Below are 20935 nucleotides of genomic sequence, written 5' to 3' on the forward strand. Positions count from 1 at the left end.
CGCTCCTCACATTGAAATATTCGTGATCCACGCACCAGCAGCTAAAATCACTGCACCCCCAACGATTTGAAAAATGGCATGTTGCATCCCTGGCCCATTATGCTCTTTGATTGCAACGCCTAATTGGATAATGCCCCAAACGGTCAGTAAGCTTCCTGCGGTGATGATCCCATTGGAAAATAAAGACATTGCTTGATTGAAATAATCCATTTGCTTCTGCTACTCAAAATATAGACAAATATATCTATATCGAGATTTCTTTACTACTCACGTAGTTAGAAATTACTGTTTCATCGAATGCCGCCTCGTCACTTACACACTACTACGGTTTGTCTCATTCTCCACAGTCGTTAATTCCCGACTAAGCCATCGGTACATATGCAAAGTTCCGACCTTATGCAATCACTTTGTATTCCTTCACATCTTTCAAATTCATGCTCGCATTATACTCTCTATCTGCTACATATCCACAGTTCTCACAGCGATAGGTACGCTCAGATAGCTTTAAAGCTACTTTCTTATGCCCACATTCATGACATCGTTTCGAGCTAGGATAGAATCGATCGACTAGTCTTAACTCAATATGATAGACTTTACATTTATCTGCTAATTTTTTACGAAAAGCATAGAAAGATTGCTCTCTCACAGCTTTTGAAAGATGCCGGTTTTTCATCATCCCCTTGACATTCAAATCTTCGATTGTGATATAAGCTGGTTTGGTTTTTACTAACTCTGACACAATTTTATTCGCTCTGTCCCTCCGGATATCTGTCAACCGTTTATGAAGTTTTTGTACTTTCAAGACTTGTTTTCCAATATTTTTGCGAGTAGCTTCTCCTCTCTCCCCTTGATTTTCGTTGACACCCTTTTTTTCGCTTTCGTATTTCCTCGACAGCTTGCATTGTTGTCGTTTTAATTGTTTTTCGATTTTACGAATTTTTCCTGATTTATTGATATTTTTATAGGTTTTCCCCGTGGAAAGAATCGCAAAATCTTTTAATCCTAAGTCGATACCCACGCCTTCGGTAGGAGTATCGTTCAGTACTTGAGCGGTACAGTCCTGTTCCACGATGACCGACAGGTAGTAGCGGTTTGCTTGTTGGCTGATGGTGCCACTCTTTATGCTATGTTTGTCATCGTGTTTAGGAATATAGACTTTTTCTTTCAGTTTTACCCAATTCAAAGAGGGAACTTTTATCCGATGACGCTCACAACGGATGATTGTCTTTTTATCGTTCTTTACGAAATACATCGATACATCTTGGTGCTTCTTCTTTTTAAATTTAGGAAAATTAGCTTTTCCTTGAAAAAACTTTCTAAAGGCTTTTTCTGTCTCCATAATCGCGTGTTTCGTTGACTTCGCATAAACAGCTTTGATCCACAGCTTGTCTGGATGGTTCGGAATGTAGTCGTTATTCAACCACTTTGAAAAATCCATACCTGAGATAAATTTCCCACCTGATTTATAGACTTCTTGGTTGTGGTAAATATAAAAGTTCTTTACAAAACAAGCAACACCAATGGTTCGATTAATGATTTCTTTTTGTTCTTCTGTTGGAAGAATTTCTGTTTTGTACGCCACTAACATCTTTATCACCTTCAATCTCATCTTTATACTTACGTAGTTCCATAAATACGGAAACTAAAAACGTGAATGATTGAAATTAAATCTTCAACTAATTCCTGTTGTGGCTATAATCTGGGTTATACCATACAATAATCGTCATACGAAACTTTGCCCATGTTTTTACAAACCAATCATACCTACCCCGTACAAATCTATCTTTGGATGTGATATAAATGGTGTCTATGTTTCCCACCATTACTTCGTCTAACAACATACTCCATTTTTTGCGCTTGTAATTAAGACCACTCACTGCCAATATGCTCAAATACATCATCTAAATTTATGCCTTTCCCATTTACATAATTTCTCAAAAACTACACTTGATTGTTCAAGTCATCTTTTTGTCCGACACTAGACACTTGAGCGTAAGCAATGTTCTTTTTGCCACTTGTTTTATCGCCTTTGATGTAAGTTAAATACTGGTCTTCTGTATACTATCTTCGATTTTTTGGTGTCCGATGTGCTTTTAACATATCATCGTTAGCCCAACATTGTAGCGTTTGCACAGAAACCCCTAATCTTTCTGCCATAAGCTTTGGTGCTCCATCGTTATTTCTCCCCTCATAAAAACCACAGCGCATAAAACTACTTTTGCGTATATTTGTGTAAAAAATCACTGCTGTTTAGTTTCGTTTCTCCTTATTCGCTCAATTTCTCTGATATTTCTGGATTATTTTCTTGAATAATGACATGAAAAGATACTGTCGTTTCTGTAAATGTATCTTTGACCGTCAAATAAACAGGGTAGGTTCCAGATATATCCCAAGCGATTTCTTCTACGATCTCAACATCTTCTATTCCTATACTCTCTTCACGATCCGACACGGAGATTCCTGCTAATAAATCTGGCTTTTCTTCGCCTACAATGATTTTCTTATCCTCTATTCCAGAAAATACAGGTGGTTCATTGATTATTTGGATGCTCCCAAAGGTTTTGGTGAGCTCCCCATGTGTATCTTGGACTTGAAGAGGAAAACGATAGGTATTTAATCGGGAAGTGTCGATTTTCTCCCAAAAAGGCAGATCGATTGCCACATGTAATTGCTCAACCGGATCTTCACGATCTGCAAGAACTAGTTTTGCTAAATAGCTTTCTTTATTCAGTTCACTAAATACAGGAAGAGTCATATGCGTATTTGTAATCGTCGGCGCTTCATTTGTTAAGTGAACACGGATCGTACGCTCTGCCGCTCGTTTGCCATACCGATCAACGACATTCCCAATTCTTACGAAGTAGTTTCCTGGTACATATGGGACAAGATCGGATGCCAAGATATTGTCTGAGGTAAGGTTGATCGCACCATCTTCTTGATCATTTGCGGAGAAATAATCAAATAAAGAGAATGATTGATCAACAGGTAAAACGAGCTGATTCGGCCCACTGATTATCGGTGCTTCATTGGTGATCGTAATATTACTTATCAGCTTGGTATTTGCTCCAAATTGATCAGTCACAGAATAAATCACTTCATAACTGCCTTCTTGTTCTGTTTGGAGTGTGGTTTGTACTTGCACCTCTGACGTCAATTCACCATCTTCTTCATCATGAGCGGAAATGCCAGCTAATAAGTCAATACTTGAACCAATCGTGATGTGGGGACTTTGTCTTACTTGCTGAATGATCGGAGAGTGATTAAACAGAAAGGTGACTGTCGCAACACTCACTTTCCCTTTTGAATCAATTGCTGTGATCTGCATCACTTGGTAGCCAGATTCATTAGGATTGACGGGCGTATAGTGGATCACTGGAACGGGATCACTTCCTTGAACAACAGTAAAATAGGCAAAGGGATCAATCACTGTTCCTCTTGGTAAGATCTGCAATGGAGCATTTGCATGCACGTAGGGACTTTGCCAATGATCATCGCTCTTTGGAATTGCTACAACCTCCGATAGTATAACTTTTTGTTCGTCTTCTGCGTGGCGATGTGTGAGATTGCTTCTTGATACTGGATTTTCCAGACTTTGAGGTACTGTTGTTGCTTCGAGATAAGCGATCCTCAGCTGATTGGTTTCATCCTTGATCGTTGCTTCAGCGGGGAGAGCTAATGGTTTTCGAAATTGAGAAGCAAACTTAAACAACTGAGAAGCGTTCTCTTCTTTTTTCAGATGACTCTCTTCTGTTGTCTCCACTCTGACCTGTTTCATCCTGCTTGAAGCAGGGCCAGCTGTTGGTGGCACTTCTGTTTGTTGTGTTTTACAGCCACTGACGAACAAAACAACTGAACAACTGAATATGAACAAGCCAAATCTCATGTATTTTTTCCTTTTAGTCATTTAAACCACCCTTTTTTTGTTGATAGATCAAAACACCACCCACTCCTAGAAACAAGCTACCTATCCCTACTAGATAAACAGAAGTACGACTATTCGTTTTAGGTAAATTACGAGTATTTTCCTGCTTTTTCGCTTCTTCTTTTTCCCCGTTTTTTGGTATATTGAAATGAACAGTCTGCTCTTGATTCGTCAGATCATCTTCACGTGCAACCTCATTTTCTTGTTCAGATTTGTAGTACAAAATATGAGTGGCAATCAACTGATCATTGGCTTTTAGCGTATTGGCTTTTAGTTCAAGAAAAACTTCAAACTGATCTTCTTTACTCTTTGCTGTGTAGGGTGAAATTGCTTCGTTGATGAGTTCTCCGGTCTCACCTTTTCGGTACTGGGTCACTACGGTATACGTATGACCGATTTCAATGGCTGCTCCTTTGATCCAGACTACGTCTTTCAATTGGTTGTCTTTGGTTGGGTCAAGCTCCTTGCTTCCATCGAGGGATGTGAACAAACTCGTCAATGCTAATTTTTCGCGTTCGTTATAGGCTTCTAATACGATCAATTCTCCGTCTTTTTCAACAGTTACTGAAAAATCTAAAGGTTCTTCTAATGGTAAATACCCTTCTAATGATTTTCCTTCAATAAATTGATAGGTCCCATAGGGCAAATCGCTTACTTCGATTCTTCCCTCATCATCCGTGAGATATTCTTCAATAAATTGAAGGATATCCTCGCCATTGTCTGCTCTTTCTACCTGATATAGGCCAAATGGTACTTGCGCCAAAGGTTGTTCATTCAACCGATCTCGTTTGATCAACTCAATGGATTGTCTTGCTAAACGGTTAGGGACTTCTAAGCGAATCAATGCACTATGATTTTCCGCTGTTACACCGAAAATCAATGGTTCTTCTAACGGGAGATAGCCTTCTGGCGCTTTGACCTCATGAAGCTCATAGCGATCCACGCCCCAAGGTAAGCTCCCAGTTGTCACTAACTCCCCTTTTTGATTCGTTTCAAAAATCTCAGTTTTTTCTGTATCATTCGGACGCGTCATTACTACAAATGCCCCTTGTCCATCATTCGCCCAAGTATCAAAAATCTTAAATTGTGCGCCAGCATAGGGAATTTGTTGTCCTGTTTCTTGATCGATCTTGATGAGATGTACGCGTGATTCGATGATTTCATCTTCTAATAAAAAGAAATGTGTATAACCTTCTTCACTGATCGTCACTTCAAATGGTTCAATGAGTAAATAGCCATCCGTTCCTTTTGTTTCAGTGATCGTATACGTATCATAGGGTAAATCTATAAATTTAAAGTAGCCGTTTTTTTCAGTGACTTGGACATATTCTTTTCCTGTGGTATGAGCAGTGGCTGTTAGTTCGATTCCTTCGAGTGGTGGTTTATGATTCGTTTGATTGGTTGTTAATGCGTGTAAAATTTCGAAGATAGAAGTGGGGATAAGAGGTTTTGAACCAAATTTATATCCTTCAACATGACCCTTGATGACGCGATCAGTGACTGTTTTGCTATGAACAGCCACCGTTTCATTTTGCCCTGCGTAAGTCAAATGTATAGGATAGATTGTCGGATCTAAGTGATAACCTTTCGGTGGAATGGTCTCTTGTAAATAATAGGTTCCTAGTTTTAACCCTTTTAGCTCAGCTGATGCACTTCCATTAACCTCTTCCATCGTCAATTCCGCAACTGTTTCTCCGTCTTTGTCCGTTAATTGATACACAGCTCCGATCAATTGGGCACCTCCTTGAGGCTGATTGCCTGTTTCTGCATCTTCTTTGATGACCTTCAAATTAGCTGTCTGTTCTTGATTAGCTAACGTGATACTCGTCAATTCATTCACTTTGACAGTGACAATCTGGGGCGTTGGATTTAAAACGTAGCCTTCTGGCGCTTTGATTTCTTGAATCGTAACGACCGTATCAACGAGTAGATCATGCCAAATAGCAACACCATCAGAATCTGTCGTCAATTCTTTCATCTGTCCATCCGCAGTCGTGAAACGAAAAACGGCGCCTACTAATGGTTGTTTTGTTTGTTGATCGACTTTGCGGATACCAGCATGTCCATATTTTTGCACGCGTAACTGAAAGGAGGTTCTTGTCAGCTGTGGCACTCTACCGACTACCATATTTTGTGTATAAGGATGTTGGTACACGATGATTGCTCCTTGATAACTACTGGGGATATGATAATCAAATGCGATCTCACTTGTCGCCGGTGCCTCTTTCGATGCAGTGACTGTTACTTGATTTCCTTGCTTTTCAATGGTTACTCCATTGATTTGTTGAACAGGCGATGAGCTATAATTTGAAAATGCTCCTGTTGTGTCGGTCAACGTTTGCCTTTCGCCAGCTTTTATATCCAATATTTGTCCATCAAAACTCGGTTGGGTATAAAACCGTTCCACTTGTTCCATCACTGTTCGTTTGAACGTTTGGTAATCGTTCATTGTCAAAATACCAGAAATACTGGTGGGGGTGATTCCTTGTTGCTCCCAAGCAAGGAGTTGAGTCATTAATTCTTTTTCCATCGTATAGTTTGTCGCAATCACCCCATAGTATTTGATCAAAGAAATTTTCTTCAATAATTCTGTGTTTTGAATACTTGAAGTATACCCGCTATTTTCTCCGATATTCAGCGCTACTCCTTGTTCCAGACAAAGCGCAATCTCTCCCTTCACTCGCTTGCCGTACCAACCAATTTCTCTGCCACCATTAGATAGATGGATATCGATATGAGGGATATGGATCGCTGGATCAACAACGACACTTTCATTTGCAAATGGATCAGCCAATCTTGGAGAATATTCATGGATCACCGCTTCAATATAATTCGTCGAGCCAATAGTAATCAATTTCCCATTGGTCCTTTGGACTAATTGATAGTTTTTTTTGAAACTTGTCCAGCTATTATCCTGTGGGATTGATTGTTCAGCTGTACGTATAGTTTGATTGGAATCAGATGCAGTGATTTGTTGATACATGGGTAGGTCAGGCAATGTTTCTGCCGAGACTGGTCTCACTTTCATTTGAAAAAAAATAGTGATTATAATAATGATTGGTAGAATCAAAAATAGTGATTCAGAGGATTTCTTCATTCTTTGACTCCTTTCATTAGTGGAATAAATCAACTGGGAACATGTGCCCTTCTCGTCGCACCTCCTTCACTATATAATTACGATTTTGTCGAAATTCTCCCCAAAAAAAATAGAAAAAAACGACCAATCAATTGATTGGTCGTTGCGTATTTTACGTCAAAACTCCTCAGCTTGTTTTAAGATTTGTTGGATTTCCTCTACTGTTTGGGCATCGCTCAATGCCATCACTTGATCGACATCGGAACAAAAAAAGGCAAGTTCTTGTAAACTTGTTAATTGTTGGTTTTCTCGCATGATCACTGCAAATAAAATCGTTGCGATTTTCTTTTCATCATCGATACCAAAGTCAACACCATCAGGTACTTGGAACAAAAAAATACCTTCTTCAACGATCTGTTCATCTTTTGCTTTTCCATGAGGAAGTGCCACAAAGTTGCCGATATAGACACTTGCTGCTTCTTGACGAGCAACCATCGCATCGATATATTCCTTTTGGATGACTCCTTTTTCAAGCAGTTGTTCACCAATCTGCTGAATGGCTTCTTCCCAGCTACCAAACTGTTGGTTCAACCAAATATGTTCAGATGACATCTCAAGCATCAATAGAGCCCCCTTATTTTTTTATTTCATCGATCAAAATTTTAGATAACAACTGATAGATGATTGCCTCATTTCCTGATCGAAAAATCTCAGTATTCAAATCATTCATGATCAATGCACCACTTATTTTCCCAAGTAATTTTCCAGTAGCTTCGTCAATTGGAGACGGGGCTAGCATTACTAGCATTCTTGATAAATTGACTTTCGTCTTGTCCATTCCTTCGATCTCCAATACTTGCTTCAATTGAAAAAGACAGAAGAAAGGTTCCGTGATCTCAGAACTAGACGTATGGAAAAGCCCCATGTTGGTATGAGGTAATCCGATCGGTGCTTGGTGATATCTTTTCATTAAACGCTGATAGACTTTTTCTGTATCTTGGACCAACCCTGTAGGTAAATAGTCGAAAATATCCTTCAACGTAGCTTCTACTGTTTCTGGATTGTCTAATTCTTGAATGAAGAAGTGCTGAAGTAATCGATTGATTTTACTCATCATCAACACCGTTTCTTCATAAGTATCTTCGATAACAGAAGGTTGATCAGCTAACCGGATATGTTCCGTTCGATGTGCTGTCAAACGAGCAAATTCTGCTTTTAATTGTTTGATTTCTTCCTCAAGAAGTAATGGTGAAACTAATAGATATTTCCCCTCATAGCCACTTAAGATCGAAGTGGAAATGACAAGATCATACTCTTCTTCTAAATTGATTTTCTTTAGATCAGCAATTCGATAAAAATGGATATGTTGAACAAATGGGAAGTACCTCTTTAGTTTTAACTCAAGCATACTTGTCGAAGCTAACCCACTAGGGGAAAAACCAGCGATTTTGATCGTGCTGTCCTTTGGTGTTTTTTCTAACGAGTTCGCAAAGTGGAGAATCATATAAGCAATTTCTTCTTCGGATAGTTTCTTTTCTTGAAAAATTTGCTCGATTCCATGACGGATGGCTTGAGCAATCTCTTGATACTGAACCATGATTTTTTCTAAGATTGGATTAGTCAATTGTTCTTCTTGAAGTACCGCTCGAGAAAATACTCCTGATAAATGGGTCAACAACATCTTGTATAGTGTTTCATCTTGATAGAATGGATTATTGGTCACTTCACTTACCACTTGGATCAAGTGTTTCACAAGATAAGCGAGTTGCGTATCAAATGTTTCTTCAAAAAAATCCTGATCAAAGGAATTCGAGAAATCATTTAATAGACTAGCAAAAAAGACGATTTCATTGACTGGATAAAGTTGTTGCGTTTCCTTAGCGATTTTAGAAAATAAAGCTTTGGCGATACGTAATAACTCTTTATTCACTAGTCCAGTGTAAGTTTCATTCGTCAGCACGTGATTTTTTTTGACACGATCGATCGTGATGCTCAGTATCAGGACTAAATGTTCCAATTTTCGGTCACTTAATTCTTTCTTTTGCTGGACCAATTCTTCTCGTACAACTTGACGTGCAAGTAATAAACTGTCTGTTGTGATAAATTGAAAAAAAGAATTCGTTGTCGTATCAAATTCCAGCAAGTGAAAGATTTCATACGCATTGATCTCCAACTCTAAGATATTTGCGATCAGCAATCTTCGGTATTTTTCCGGTCCAGTGATTTCATAACCACGGTTACGAGTGATAGATAATGGTAGCTGTTTCATACTGGTTTCAAGTTGCTTGATATCAGCATAAAAAGTTGTGTTACTAATCAAATACTTTTCTAAAAAATAACTTAAAGACAATGGTTCTTTCGTGAGTAATAGTTCTAATAAAATCGCATGTTGCCTTTCGGTTGTCGATAGTTCCATCTCTTTTTCGTTCAGTAGCTGGCGCAGTTGTGTCATTGTTTCAGGTGTTGCTTCAATCGTAAATGATCCACGGGCAATTTTTTTCAGCGAAGCATTTACTTCCTTGAGCGATTGCTCTAATTGCTCCAACTCACGGTATACAGTCCGTTTGCTGACACGTAAAACATTGACCATTTTTTGTATAGAAACAGGTGTTGGACTATTGATGAGCTCTGTCAATAATTCTTTTTCCCTTGGTGACAAATACATCTTAGTCCACTTCCTTTACTAATGATAGATAGGCTTTGGTACTGACAAAATGATCAATGATCAACAAATGCTCCACTTGTTGTTCCAATTGATACGCCTTTGCCATACTTTCATTCGCAAGATATACCACTTCTTTTTCGGGTACTAGGTCTTCAACGGCTGTTTTTTCTACAGATAGATCGACCTGATATTCCTTGGCTAGCTTCATTAAAATCGTCATCCCCATCGTTTGTGAGCCTCGTCGATTTCCTTGGTATAAAAACACAACGCTGATTCTAGGTTGTTCAACTTCTTGTTGCTTTTTGATCTGAGGTTCAATATTTATTTCATGAAGTTGCTGCTTGATCAATGGTAGATACGACTCAACTTCTAAAAAATGTTCGACAGCAATGATCTGACTCTCTTTGGCTTTTTCTTGTGCTAAAGATTGAAAGGCACTTTGTACGATCACCAATTGTTTCTGATGATTCTTCAGACTATAAATAGAGGTATAGCTTATAGGTATAACTATCCCTTGCGCATGCAGTTTTTTCTTCAAAATGGCTGCGCCCATTGCACTAGAACCCATCCCGGCATCGCAAGCAAAGATGATTTGGTTGACCGCTTCATGATTCATCAGTTGGCTCCTTTCTGGGAGGATCGATTCCACAGGTTTCGTTCTTTTCAATAACAGTATGGCACAAATAAACGTAGCAAGCGCACTGAGAATAATACCTAAAATGACACCTGCTAATTGTGAAGTTGGTGTATTTCCTAAAATAATTACCAATGAACCTGGGGAAACCGGAGCATTCAACCCACTAGCAAACAGTTGGAACACAAATGTTCCTGTTGCTCCTCCTATCATAACGGCAAAAAAAAGCGCGGGTTGCATCAAGACAAAAGGAAAATAAATCTCATGGATTCCTCCGACTGCTTGGATCATCAATGCTCCACCTGCTTTGACACTTTTTTCTCGATCGGCAGCAAACAAGAACGCACTTAAAATCCCTATTCCTGGCCCAGGATTGGCTTCCATTAAAAATAAGATCGAATGCCCTGTGTGTTGGGCCATCTCCATTCCTAAAGGGGTCAAAATACCGTGATTGATGACATTATTCAAAAATAAGACCTTTAACGGTTCCAACACTAAACTGACCACTGGCAACAAATGTTGTTCAATGAGCCAATAAACAAAGCGTCCAACATAAGACAAACTACTTTCAACAATTGGTTGGATGACCAGTATGCCTAACAGACAGACCACCCCACCGATTAGACCGATCAACAAGTTATTCAGCAACATCTCATAGCCAGGTTTGATTTTCGGCGCCAACCAAAGATCCACCCAATGAAAAATACCTCCTGTGATCAAACCGATGATCATCGCTCCGAATAGTTGTGGAAGATCAGAAACTATTATAATACCGATGACAGCAATCCCACCTGCTACAGCTGCTTTTTGATCAAAAAGCTTTGCTCCAGAGTAACTGATTAAAATAGGCAATAACAGATAAATCAGCCAGTCACTGACATATGCAAGCGTTTGATGCAAATCACCTGATACGATATTTGATACAATCGATAAAAAACCCCAAGCAATAAAAATACTTAGATTTGGCATGATCATTTGTTTGAAATAATGTAGTAATTGACAAAACCAGGTTAATTTCGCCACTGCATTAGCAGGAAGCGCATTCAAATTCTCCCCCACGTTGATCACCTGCCCTTTCTACTTCAGCAGACTGCGCTTATGCTTTTTTTAGATAGCTCTATTCTAACAGTTTCCGTTATCTATTTTCCACAAAAAAAATTGGAAAGTAACCGCAGTTACTTCCCAATTCTTTAAAATAACACTTCTAACAAAACATCTTATATCAAAACAGTCATCGTTGCGGCTGCTAAGATAAGGATCAAGCCAATGATCGTGACAGTCATTTCTTTTTTCGTTTTCTTTTGTCCTAAGAACCAGATACCAGTCAAGGTTGCTAGAACAACAGAAGTTTGCGATAAGATGAAGCCTGTTGCCAAACCATTCATATTTGGTTGTGCAGAAATCAAATAGGTCAATGCAGCAAAGGCAAAAAAGAAGCCAGAAAAAATTTGTTTATAAGAAACAACTTCTGTAAATGCTGATTTTTCATGCCCTCTCATACTTAATACAGCGGTGTAGATGATCGCCACTAAGACCATCCCCATTGCTTGTGGCAAGAAAGCGTGCATTCCGTCGATGGTTGTTGCTTGAGGTGCTGCTGAATATGCCCAATACCCAATCTCTCCAACTGCTAATAATAAAACCGCTTTTTTCAGTAAACTGCTATTTTCTTCGGTTTTTTTCTCAGTCCAAACAGTCATCCATGCGCCTAAAATAATCAAGATCAATGCTAATCCACCAAGAATCTTCGCTGTCGTTCCTGGCCAATTGCCTAGCGCAAAAACACCCCATAATGAAGCCCCAAGTAATTGAAAAGCTGTGGTGATAGGCATTGCACGTGATGAGCCAATCAGTGTAAAAGATTGAAAAGTAATGATTTGAGCAGTCGCCCAGCCCACACCGGAAAGAATAGAAAAGACAAGATCCATTCCAGATGGTAGTGCTATGCCATTGATCAGGGCAAAAATAAGTGCGAATATCAAAGTTCCTATTGTTGATCCTAAAATCTGGTTAACAGGACGTCCACCGATCTTCGAAGCAATCGTTGGATAAAGTCCCCAACCTAGTAATGGTCCTAATCCGATCAATAATGCTGTTGCATTCATTTATTACATCTCCTTTTTTAGAATACGACGCCACTTTCTAACAAGACATTCGCATAAGGTGTCATCTCACCTGTGCGAATAAATGCGTGACAATTGTTTAACTCAGTTTTCATTTCACTATGCGGAATAAACGTGATCGGTGTCTCCGGCATTTCTTTTTGGATTTCTAAAAGAATGTCAGGATTCTCATTTTTGATTTCCTCTGCTAGATAAATACGTTGTACCTCTAATTCTGACAACACATTGCGTAAGACTTCCATAAAGCTAGGAACTCCTTGCGTGACTGCTAAATCGATTTTTTCAGTGGTCATAGGTACAGGCATTCCTGCATCTCCAATACTCAATTTATCAAAATGTCCCATTTGTGCAATCACTCGTGAGATATCAGAATTAATTACTTTCGTTTTTTTCATTATTTGTTCATCCTTTCCTCAATCAGATTAATTCATGTTTATACGGAATAGAAGGCTGTGCACCAAAACGTTGAACAGTCACAGAAGAGGCTTTATTGCCATAACGGATCGCTTCTTCTAGGTTGCTGAAGTCTTTGGCTAATACACTGCTCATCGCGCCAATAAAGGTATCCCCAGCAGCCGTTGTATCCACTGCATGCACTTTAAAAGCTGGTACGATCCCATTAGCTCCGTCAGCAATATCATAGTAAGCGCCTTTATTTCCGATCGTGATGATCACCGCTTCAATACCTAATCCATGAAAGACTTGTGCCGCCTCTTTTAGACTTTTTTCATCGGTAATAGTAATACCAGTTAAGATCTCCGTTTCTGTTTCATTTGGAATGATCATATCCGTTACTGCTAATAACTCATCAGGAACATTTTCTAGCGCCGGTGCCGGATTCAAGATCGTTTTCACGCCAGCTTCTCGAGCGATTTGAAATGCTTCGATCGTTGGTTCTATAGCGCTTTCAAACTGAGCAATAATAAAATCACTTTTTTGGATGATTGCTTTATTTTCTTGTACTTGTGCTACGGTAAACGCATTGTTCGCACCAGCATGGATCATGATACTATTTTCACCTTGGTCATCAACAATGATATACGCTTGTCCAGTCGCTTGATTTTCTAATGTCGCTACACCAGATAAATCGATTTCTTCTTGTTCAAGTAATTCTGTCATCGTTTTTCCTGCTTCATCTTTACCCACTCCACCAATAAAGTAAGTTTTTGCCTCCGAACGTCTAGCAGCAACCGCTTGGTTGGCTCCCTTCCCTCCACCAGCTGAAAAAGTTTCTTTTGTATGGATCGTTTCTCCAGGTTTTGGCATATAAGTCACACGGATGGTTCGATCTAAATTGATGCTTCCGATAACTGTAACAGTATTCATCTTTTCCCTCTCCTTTAACAAGAAAATCATTTTAACGTTCTATTAAAACGTTTTAACTCTACGATAAGAATATAACATATTTTGTAAGTGATTTCAACAAGCAACTTTTCAACTATAAAACTAACTGTAATTTGTACCTTCTTTATTCTTACATCACTAGAACAGTGATAGCTCATCACTGTTCTAAAAAAAGCGCCAACCAAAAATAGCAAGTCCATTTTCGGTTGGTACGCTTTATTGTTGTCGCTGAACCTAGCAACGACAGTTTTATCTTATTATTTTTTTCCTGGCTCAGAAGCGATGATCGAAAGTTCTCCTTGAACTTTCCACTCCGTGATATCGCTTGGTAAGATCGCACTTGTTCCTTTTTCTAATGGGTAGGTTTGGTTGCCTGTCACCAATTCTCCCGCACCATCAATAACTGTCATCAATGTATACGGTGCTTGTTTTTTAAAGGAGGTGATTCCTTTGATGTCCCACTCGTAGACGTTGAAAAATTCTGTTTCTACGTAAGTGACGATCGAAGAGTTCCCCTGACGGATCTCTTTGATCTGTAACTCAGGAGCTTTTGCTGGTACTGTTGTTACGTCGACCGATTGTTGGATGTGTAATTCCCGAGTATTTCCTTGATCGTCTTTGCGATCATAATCATAAACACGATAAGTTGTGTCTGAACTTTGTTGTGTTTCTAAAATCATGATCCCTTTACCGATTGCATGGATCGTTCCACTTGGTACGTAGAAAAAATCACCTTTTTTGACAGGAACTTTTTTCAATAAGTCATCCCAGCGACTATCTTGGATCATTTCGGCTAATTCTTCACGTGTTTTTGCATGATGACCATAGATGATCTCTGCACCTGGTTCGGCATCAATGATGTACCAGCACTCTGTTTTTCCTAGCTCTCCTTCATGTGCCATACCATAAGCATCATCCGGATGAACTTGAACAGATAGATCATCTTCTGCATCTAAGATTTTGATCAATAGCGGAAAAACTGGTTCTGTTGGATGACCGAATAATTCTTTATGTTCTTTCCATAGATCATCTAGTTTCCAGCCTTTGAATGGGCCATTTTCAACGACACTCACGCCATGAGGATGGGCACTGATCGCCCAATCTTCCCCAATTTTATCATTTGGGATATCAAAGCCAAAAACAGTACGTAAGCGACTGCCTCCCCAGATTTTTTCTTGAAAAACAGGTTTTAAAAATAATGGTTCTTGCATACGTCAAACTCCTCTCAATTTTCAATTGCTATTATAGCATTATTTTCAGTGTAACGCTTTCTCTTGTAAATAAATTTCAATGATTTCATCCCGACATTTTAGATATTCTTCACGATGATCGTTTGGATGCAGGCGATTAGATAGAAAGATGAATGCTTCTTGATCGATTGGGTCGATCAATAGAAATGTCCCTGTATAGCCTGTATGGAATAGTAATGGGTGGCCATCCTTTTTATCTTGTTTTAAAGCCCAGCCGAGTGAGCGACCACCTTTACCAGTTGGCGTATGATCAGCCAATAAGGAACGGATGGTTGTCTCTTCCAAAAAATGACCAGAATCTAGCTTTCCGTATTGAAGATACATCCGGACAAACTTCTCACAATCCGCAAGATCAATAAATAGACCCGCATTACCTGCATGTTCTGCTAACACTCGTGCTTTTGGATCATGTGTCAAGCCATGGATCACCTCACCAGAAGGAAGCTGTTCAGTAGGAACGATCCGTTCTGAAGGACGTGGTAAGAATAAGCTATTTATCATTCCTAACGGTGCTAGTACTTGTTCTTCAAAAAGCTCGACCACCTCCTCCTGGAAAATCTCCTCTAGCATCAATCCTAAAAGAATTGTGCCTGTATCTGTATAGTGAACTTCGATGCCTAATTGATTGCCTGGTTGAAGTTTCAAATAAGCTGCAATCAATTCTGTTTGTGATAGACGATCTCGATCAGGAATAAATGTCTGGATGTCTGAGGTATGTGTCAATAAATGGCGAATCGTGATCGTTTGATTCTCAAAAGTCGGCAAGTACGTATGCAAAGGTTCATCTAATTCAACTTTCCCGTCTTCGATCAATCGCAAGACAAGACTTGTCGTTGCAATCACTTTTGTTAGGGAGGCTGCATCAAAGAGCAAATCTTCAGTCATTGGTCTGACTGTAGGAATGATCTGCGCATCACCTGCAATCACTTTTCCAATCTGATCCCCTTTAATAAAAGCAGCGACGACCCCTGGATAATATCCCTCGTTCATTTTTTTTAGTATATATTCTTTCGTTTTAGCGTACATAGTTTCTCCTTATTTATCTCTGGATATGCTTGTTTGCTCCCCAAGCATAATTCTTTCTTCCATAAGAATCAATTGTTTTTCTCATTTATCCCAGTATTTAGTGGCTGACATAAAAAAGCAGGAAACTTTCAGCATCAGCTGAATTTTTCCTGCTTTTTCCAACGGTCGAGCAATCGACTGATCCTAACCACTGTTCATTGGATAACATTAGTTGCTTTTGTTTCGTCCACGAACCACCATTCGATGCCAATTGCATCATACAAAGTCAAAACTTTTTGTTTTTTGTCAATGTAAAAATCGATCGTTTCTGTGTTCAAATGTGCAATCAGACGTTGCATACTCTCTGGATCAACAACAAATTTCAAAAAGTCTAAGCCTAAGATTTCATCAGTCGGTAAGGCAATCACTGGACTCTCAGCTTGAGTCAATCCTACATGAAAATCACCTTTATTCAAGATAAATTCTTTCTCTTCCTCTTTATGCACAGTCAGACCTAAAAGCTCTGATAAAAATTCTCGTTCCTTTTCCATATCTAGTACATTTAGGTGGACTTTTTGGAAATAAGTACCAGCAGATAATTTCTTAAAGCGTTCATTTGATTGTCTTAATAGTGCTTCTTGGTCTAATTGTTCCACCGCTTGTTCTTGTGAAGTATGAGTTTCTTCATGATAGATCTCTAACATATTGCCTTCAGGATCTTTCAATAAAATACCGATTCTGCCATCACTTTCCAGTGCTTCTTCGATCGTTTGATTCGTTTGGCGAATGCGATACAGCACATCTGCCATCTCTTCTAATGTTGGAATGATCAAAGAAAAGCGGTTGAGCTTTTTGATTTCCCCAAAGTGATCATTTGCTCGTGGACTTTCCTCTAATAATAACATCTCGCTGTCATTCTCTACTGTACCGAAAATCGCTAATTCATTTTCTTCTCTCTTTAAATCGAAACCAATCGTGTCTCTATAAAACTCGATCATTTTATCACGGTCTTTTACACGTATCGCAATACTTTTCAAATAAGTAGTAGACCCCAAATCAAAAACTTTCATAATTTCTTGCTCCCCTCTACGTTAAGCTTTATTTTAACGATGCTTCTCTTTTCTTTCAAGCAATATCTTATTTTTTGTTGAATTAATTCTCAGATTGTCTTATTTTTTAGCTAATTATCAGAATGGGAAGGGAAAATCATTCTATATGTAAGAAAAGCGGCGAATCTTTGATAAAACTTTTTTACCTTTTTAAACGCCGCTTTCCCATAATCCTATAAAGATTATTATAACTTATTTTATCTTATTATGAAGCTTCTTCTGTAAACTGACTATTATACAGATCAGCATAGAACCCATCTTTTTCCATGAGCGTATCATGGTTTCCTGTTTCAACGATCGATCCTTGGTTCATCACGATAATATTATCCGCATCACGAATCGTTGATAATCGATGCGCAACTACAAAACTTGTACGATTTTTCAATAAACGGTTCATCGCTTTTTGAATCAAAATCTCCGTACGAGTATCGACACTCGAGGTTGCTTCATCCAAGATCAAGACATCTGGATTTGCTAAGAATGCTCGGGCAATCGTAATCAATTGACGTTGACCTTGTGAGATGTTACTTGCATCTTCATTTAAGATCGTATCATAACCGTCAGGTAATTTGCGGACAAATTCATCGACATGGGCAGCTTTTGCAGCTTCGATCACTTGTTCATCCGTCGCATCATCATTTCCATACTTGATATTGTCATAGATCGTTCCAGTAAATAACCATGTATCTTGTAGTACCATTGAGAATTGCGCACGTAATACATCACGAGAAACATCTCTCGTATCGACACCGTCATACCGAATGCTTCCGCCTGAAACATCATAAAAACGTTCCAATAGATTGATCAAAGTCGTTTTACCAGCCCCAGTCGGACCAACAATAGCGACCATTTCACCTGGCTTCACATCCAAATTGAAATCTTTCATCAATAAATGATCTGGGGTATAACCAAACTGCACATTTTCAAAACGAACTTTGTACGGTGTATTTTCTTCGACTGGTAAACCAGATTTTTCATTTGTCATCTCTTCTTCATCTAAGACTTCAAACACACGTTCAGCCGAAGCTACTGTTGATTGGATCGTATTCATCAAGCTTGCCAATTGTGTGATCGGTTGAGAAAATTGTGTCGTATATTGCAAGAATGCTTGCACATCCCCTAAGGCCATATTCCCATTGGCTACTTTGATCCCACCAAGAACAGCCACAAAAACGTACCCTAGATTTTTAACAAAATTCATCAGTGGCATGATGATTGCTGAAATGAATTGCGCTTTCCAACCAGCAGAATACAAGTTTTGGTTTTCAATTTCAAATACAGCTTGGTCTTTTGCTGTATGGTTGAACGTTTGGACGATCGTATGTCCAGCATAGGTTTCTTCGACTTGGTTGTTCAATAATCCTAAACTCTTTTGTTGATCCGCAAAGAAAACTTGTGATTTCGGTGCAATAACCATGACAATGATCAAGCTTAATGGAATCATCAATAAAGCGACTAATGTCAGTTGCCAACTGATGGATAGCATCATAACGATGACCCCGATCAGTGTGACCGCACTTGTGACAAATTGAGTCAAGTTTTGTTGTAACGTGCTGGCGATATTATCCATGTCGTTGATTGCTCGAGACATGATATCCCCATTCGTATGTGTATCGTAATAAGAGATCGGCACACGATTCATTTTTGTCTCTAAATCATGTCTTAACTCATATACCGTACGTTGCGACACGCGAGTCATAATGAACTGTTGCAAGAAGTTGAACACGGCAGAAATCAAGTACATGACAATCACTGTCGCAATGATTTGACCAATTTTGTCAAAATCGATTGGGAATTTCGTGACTTGTTGCCCTTCTTGCATTTGTCTTGCGCCAAGCATCACACCGTTAAAAATTTCTGTGGTTGCTTTCCCTAATACTTTTGGTGTCTGGATTTGGAAGACGACCGCTGCAATCGCTAAGACAAATACAGCTATGATCGCTACTAAACGCTTAGACATATAGCCGAATAACCGGCGAACAGTGCCCCAAAAGTTTTTTGGTTTTTCTCCTTTCGCACCAATGTTACGTCCTGGTCCACCACCCATTGGCCCTTGAGGAGGTCGATTGTTTCCTTTACTCATGCTAAATCCTCCTCTCTCAATTGTGAGTTGACGATTTCTTTGTATGTTTCATTTGTTGCTAGTAATTCTTTATGCGTTCCTTTTCCAACAAGTTTTCCTTCATCTAATACTAAAATCGTATCTGCATCCATGACGGTACTTACTCGTTGCGCCACTAAAACGGTGATACTTTCTGTCATATTTTCTTTTAGTGCTTGACGGAGTTTCGCATCTGTTTTGAAGTCGAGTGCTGAGAATGAATCATCAAAGACATAGATATCTGCTTCTTTTACTAAGGCACGCGCAATGGCTAATCGCTGTCTTTGTCCACCAGAGAAATTTCCGCCACCTTGTTCGACATGACTATCTAAACCATCTTCCATTTCAGAGACAAAGTCTTTTGCTTGGGCGATCTCTAATGCTTTCCAAATCATCTCATCTGTTGCGTCTTCTTTCCCATATTGCATATTCTCACGAATCGTTCCAGAAAAAAGGACAGCTTTTTGGGGAACAAATCCCATCAATTCACGCAAGTTATATTGCGTCATATCAGTGATGCTCGTTCCGTTGATCGCGATCTCACCCGATTCAATATCATACAAACGTGGGATCAAGTTCACTAATGTCGTTTTTCCTGAACCTGTTCCTCCAATGATCGCTACGACATCCCCAGAGGACGCCTCAAAATCAATGTTTTCCAACGCTAGTTTTTCTGCGCCGTGGTAACGATAATCGACCTTTTTGAAGGATAAAGTTGCATCTTTTCCAGCTAAAGCAACTGTTTTTGGTTGTTCTGGATCAACGATACCCGCGTCTTCTTCTAGTACTTCATTGATCCGATCAGCCGAAGCTTGGGCACGAGGAACCATGATAAAGATTGCTGATAGCATCATGAAACTAATCAAAATTTGCATCGCATAAGTCATGAAAGCAATCAGATTGCCGACCTCTAATGTCATATCCGCTATGTAGTGCCCACCAAACCATGTGATCGCTACGTTCGTCCCACTCATGATCAACGTCATCAATGGCATCATCAATGCAACAATCGTGTTGACTTTGATTGCCGTATTTGTATAATCCTTATTCGCTAAATCAAAACGATTTTCTTCAAAACGTGTTTTGTCAAATGCCCTGATGACACGTACACCGGTTAATCCTTCACGAAAAACAAGGTTTAAGCGGTCCGTTTTCTTTTGCATGCTCTTGAATAGAGGAACAGCAAAATACATGATACCACCGATCAAAATGATCATGACAGGAATCACGACTAAGAAAATCCTAGTCAGTTGATGGTCCTTTTGATAAGCAAGGATACTTGCCCCAACAAGAGTGATCGGTGCATTGATCATCATCCGTAAAAACATTTGCATCACCAATTGGATCTGCGTCACATCATTCGTTGTACGAGTGATCAATGAAGCTGTTCCATACTTGTCGAATTTGTCTTTCGTCAAATTTTCGGCTTTTTGATAGACTTCTGTTCGTAATTGTTTTCCTAACTTTTGAGATTCTCGTGTAGCAAAAAACGTATTGGCAATGGCGGCTAAAATACTGATCAAAGAAAATCCGATCATGACAAATCCCGTCTGCCAAATATAGTCGATGTCACCTTTTGCTACGCCTTTGTCAATAATATTAGATGTTAACGTTGGCAAATAAAGATCTGCTAACACTTGAATAATCATAAAGACCGTTGCAGCAATCGCTGAGGTCAATGAAATTCGCTTGACAATTTTTAGCAT

Annotated in this window: 15 protein-coding genes and 1 pseudogene; all 16 read right to left on the bottom strand. The window is 39.2% G+C overall.

Annotated features, from left to right (window positions below):
• Positions 1-6 precede the first annotated feature (6 nt).
• Complete coding sequence (locus CYK55_RS11070; protein ID WP_034686920.1) at positions 7-210, bottom strand: hypothetical protein; 204 nt, start codon at positions 208-210, stop codon at positions 7-9.
• A gap of 184 nt (positions 211-394) precedes the next feature.
• Positions 395-1588, bottom strand: a complete 1194-nt coding sequence (locus CYK55_RS11075) for an RNA-guided endonuclease InsQ/TnpB family protein (RefSeq protein ID WP_034686921.1) — start codon at positions 1586-1588, stop codon at positions 395-397.
• Positions 1530-2208 (bottom strand): annotated as a pseudogene (locus tag CYK55_RS11080) (IS607 family transposase). The gene CYK55_RS11075 and the pseudogene CYK55_RS11080 overlap by 59 nt, the downstream one beginning before the upstream one ends.
• A 58-nt stretch (positions 2209-2266) precedes the next feature.
• Positions 2267-3904, bottom strand: coding sequence for an immunoglobulin-like domain-containing protein (locus tag CYK55_RS11085; RefSeq protein ID WP_235186250.1), 1638 nt, complete (start codon positions 3902-3904; stop codon positions 2267-2269).
• Entirely contained in the window at positions 3897-7019 is a 3123-nt protein-coding gene (locus CYK55_RS11090; protein WP_126134330.1) for a SpaA isopeptide-forming pilin-related protein, read from the bottom strand. Before CYK55_RS11090 ends, CYK55_RS11085 begins: the two co-directional genes overlap by 8 nt.
• A 156-nt stretch (positions 7020-7175) precedes the next feature.
• On the bottom strand, positions 7176-7619 hold the full coding sequence (locus tag CYK55_RS11095; RefSeq protein ID WP_034686925.1) for a PTS sugar transporter subunit IIA: 444 nt from the start codon (positions 7617-7619) through the stop codon (positions 7176-7178).
• 13 nt (positions 7620-7632) lie between these two features.
• Positions 7633-9663, bottom strand: coding sequence for a BglG family transcription antiterminator (locus CYK55_RS11100; protein ID WP_034686926.1), 2031 nt, complete (start codon positions 9661-9663; stop codon positions 7633-7635).
• Between the two features lies 1 nt (position 9664).
• On the bottom strand, positions 9665-11356 hold the full coding sequence (locus CYK55_RS11105) for a PTS transporter subunit EIIC (protein ID WP_126134331.1): 1692 nt from the start codon (positions 11354-11356) through the stop codon (positions 9665-9667).
• A 158-nt stretch (positions 11357-11514) separates the two neighbouring features.
• The gene (gene rbsU, locus CYK55_RS11110; RefSeq protein ID WP_034686930.1) at positions 11515-12402 is read right to left on the bottom strand and encodes a ribose/proton symporter RbsU; all 888 of its coding nucleotides are present in this window, start codon (positions 12400-12402) and stop codon (positions 11515-11517) included.
• A gap of 17 nt (positions 12403-12419) precedes the next feature.
• A complete protein-coding gene (gene rbsD, locus CYK55_RS11115; RefSeq protein ID WP_034686932.1) occupies positions 12420-12815 on the bottom strand; it encodes a D-ribose pyranase in 396 nt (131 codons plus the stop codon).
• Between the two features lie 22 nt (positions 12816-12837).
• The gene (rbsK, locus tag CYK55_RS11120; RefSeq protein WP_126134332.1) at positions 12838-13746 is read right to left on the bottom strand and encodes a ribokinase; all 909 of its coding nucleotides are present in this window, start codon (positions 13744-13746) and stop codon (positions 12838-12840) included.
• A gap of 275 nt (positions 13747-14021) precedes the next feature.
• Complete coding sequence (gene manA, locus CYK55_RS11125; protein ID WP_034686938.1) at positions 14022-14975, bottom strand: mannose-6-phosphate isomerase, class I; 954 nt, start codon at positions 14973-14975, stop codon at positions 14022-14024.
• A gap of 45 nt (positions 14976-15020) precedes the next feature.
• On the bottom strand, positions 15021-16040 hold the full coding sequence (locus CYK55_RS11130) for a serine hydrolase domain-containing protein (RefSeq protein WP_126134333.1): 1020 nt from the start codon (positions 16038-16040) through the stop codon (positions 15021-15023).
• Positions 16041-16234: 194 nt separating this feature from the next.
• Positions 16235-17089: a VOC family protein gene (locus CYK55_RS11135; protein ID WP_023520295.1), complete on the bottom strand. Its 855-nt coding sequence runs from the start codon at positions 17087-17089 to the stop codon at positions 16235-16237.
• 244 nt (positions 17090-17333) lie between these two features.
• Positions 17334-19211 carry an ABC transporter ATP-binding protein gene (locus tag CYK55_RS11140; protein WP_034686942.1) on the bottom strand — a complete coding sequence of 626 codons (1878 nt, stop codon included), beginning with the start codon at positions 19209-19211 and terminating at the stop codon, positions 17334-17336.
• On the bottom strand, positions 19208-20935 hold the full coding sequence (locus CYK55_RS11145) for an ABC transporter ATP-binding protein (protein WP_034686944.1): 1728 nt from the start codon (positions 20933-20935) through the stop codon (positions 19208-19210). The genes CYK55_RS11140 and CYK55_RS11145 overlap by 4 nt, the downstream gene beginning before the upstream one ends.

The organism is Enterococcus mundtii, assembly GCF_003957375.1.
GTDB classification, from domain to species: domain Bacteria; phylum Bacillota; class Bacilli; order Lactobacillales; family Enterococcaceae; genus Enterococcus_B; species Enterococcus_B spodopteracolus.

Excerpts from the sequence above, each read along its gene's own strand:
- CYK55_RS11070 (WP_034686920.1), bottom strand. The coding sequence starts at position 210 with ATGGATTATTTCAATCAAGCAATGTCTTTATTTTCCAATGGGATCATC.
- CYK55_RS11075 (WP_034686921.1), bottom strand. The coding sequence starts at position 1,588 with ATGTTAGTGGCGTACAAAACAGAAATTCTTCCAACAGAAGAACAAAAA.
- CYK55_RS11085 (WP_235186250.1), bottom strand. The coding sequence starts at position 3,904 with ATGACTAAAAGGAAAAAATACATGAGATTTGGCTTGTTCATATTCAGT.
- CYK55_RS11090 (WP_126134330.1), bottom strand. The coding sequence starts at position 7,019 with ATGAAGAAATCCTCTGAATCACTATTTTTGATTCTACCAATCATTATT.
- CYK55_RS11095 (WP_034686925.1), bottom strand. The coding sequence starts at position 7,619 with ATGCTTGAGATGTCATCTGAACATATTTGGTTGAACCAACAGTTTGGT.
- CYK55_RS11100 (WP_034686926.1), bottom strand. The coding sequence starts at position 9,663 with ATGTATTTGTCACCAAGGGAAAAAGAATTATTGACAGAGCTCATCAAT.
- rbsU (WP_034686930.1), bottom strand. The coding sequence starts at position 12,402 with ATGAATGCAACAGCATTATTGATCGGATTAGGACCATTACTAGGTTGG.
- rbsD (WP_034686932.1), bottom strand. The coding sequence starts at position 12,815 with ATGAAAAAAACGAAAGTAATTAATTCTGATATCTCACGAGTGATTGCA.
- rbsK (WP_126134332.1), bottom strand. The coding sequence starts at position 13,746 with ATGAATACTGTTACAGTTATCGGAAGCATCAATTTAGATCGAACCATC.
- manA (WP_034686938.1), bottom strand. The coding sequence starts at position 14,975 with ATGCAAGAACCATTATTTTTAAAACCTGTTTTTCAAGAAAAAATCTGG.
- CYK55_RS11130 (WP_126134333.1), bottom strand. The coding sequence starts at position 16,040 with ATGTACGCTAAAACGAAAGAATATATACTAAAAAAAATGAACGAGGGA.
- CYK55_RS11135 (WP_023520295.1), bottom strand. The coding sequence starts at position 17,089 with ATGAAAGTTTTTGATTTGGGGTCTACTACTTATTTGAAAAGTATTGCG.
- CYK55_RS11140 (WP_034686942.1), bottom strand. The coding sequence starts at position 19,211 with ATGAGTAAAGGAAACAATCGACCTCCTCAAGGGCCAATGGGTGGTGGA.
- CYK55_RS11145 (WP_034686944.1), bottom strand. The coding sequence starts at position 20,935 with ATGCTAAAAATTGTCAAGCGAATTTCATTGACCTCAGCGATTGCTGCA.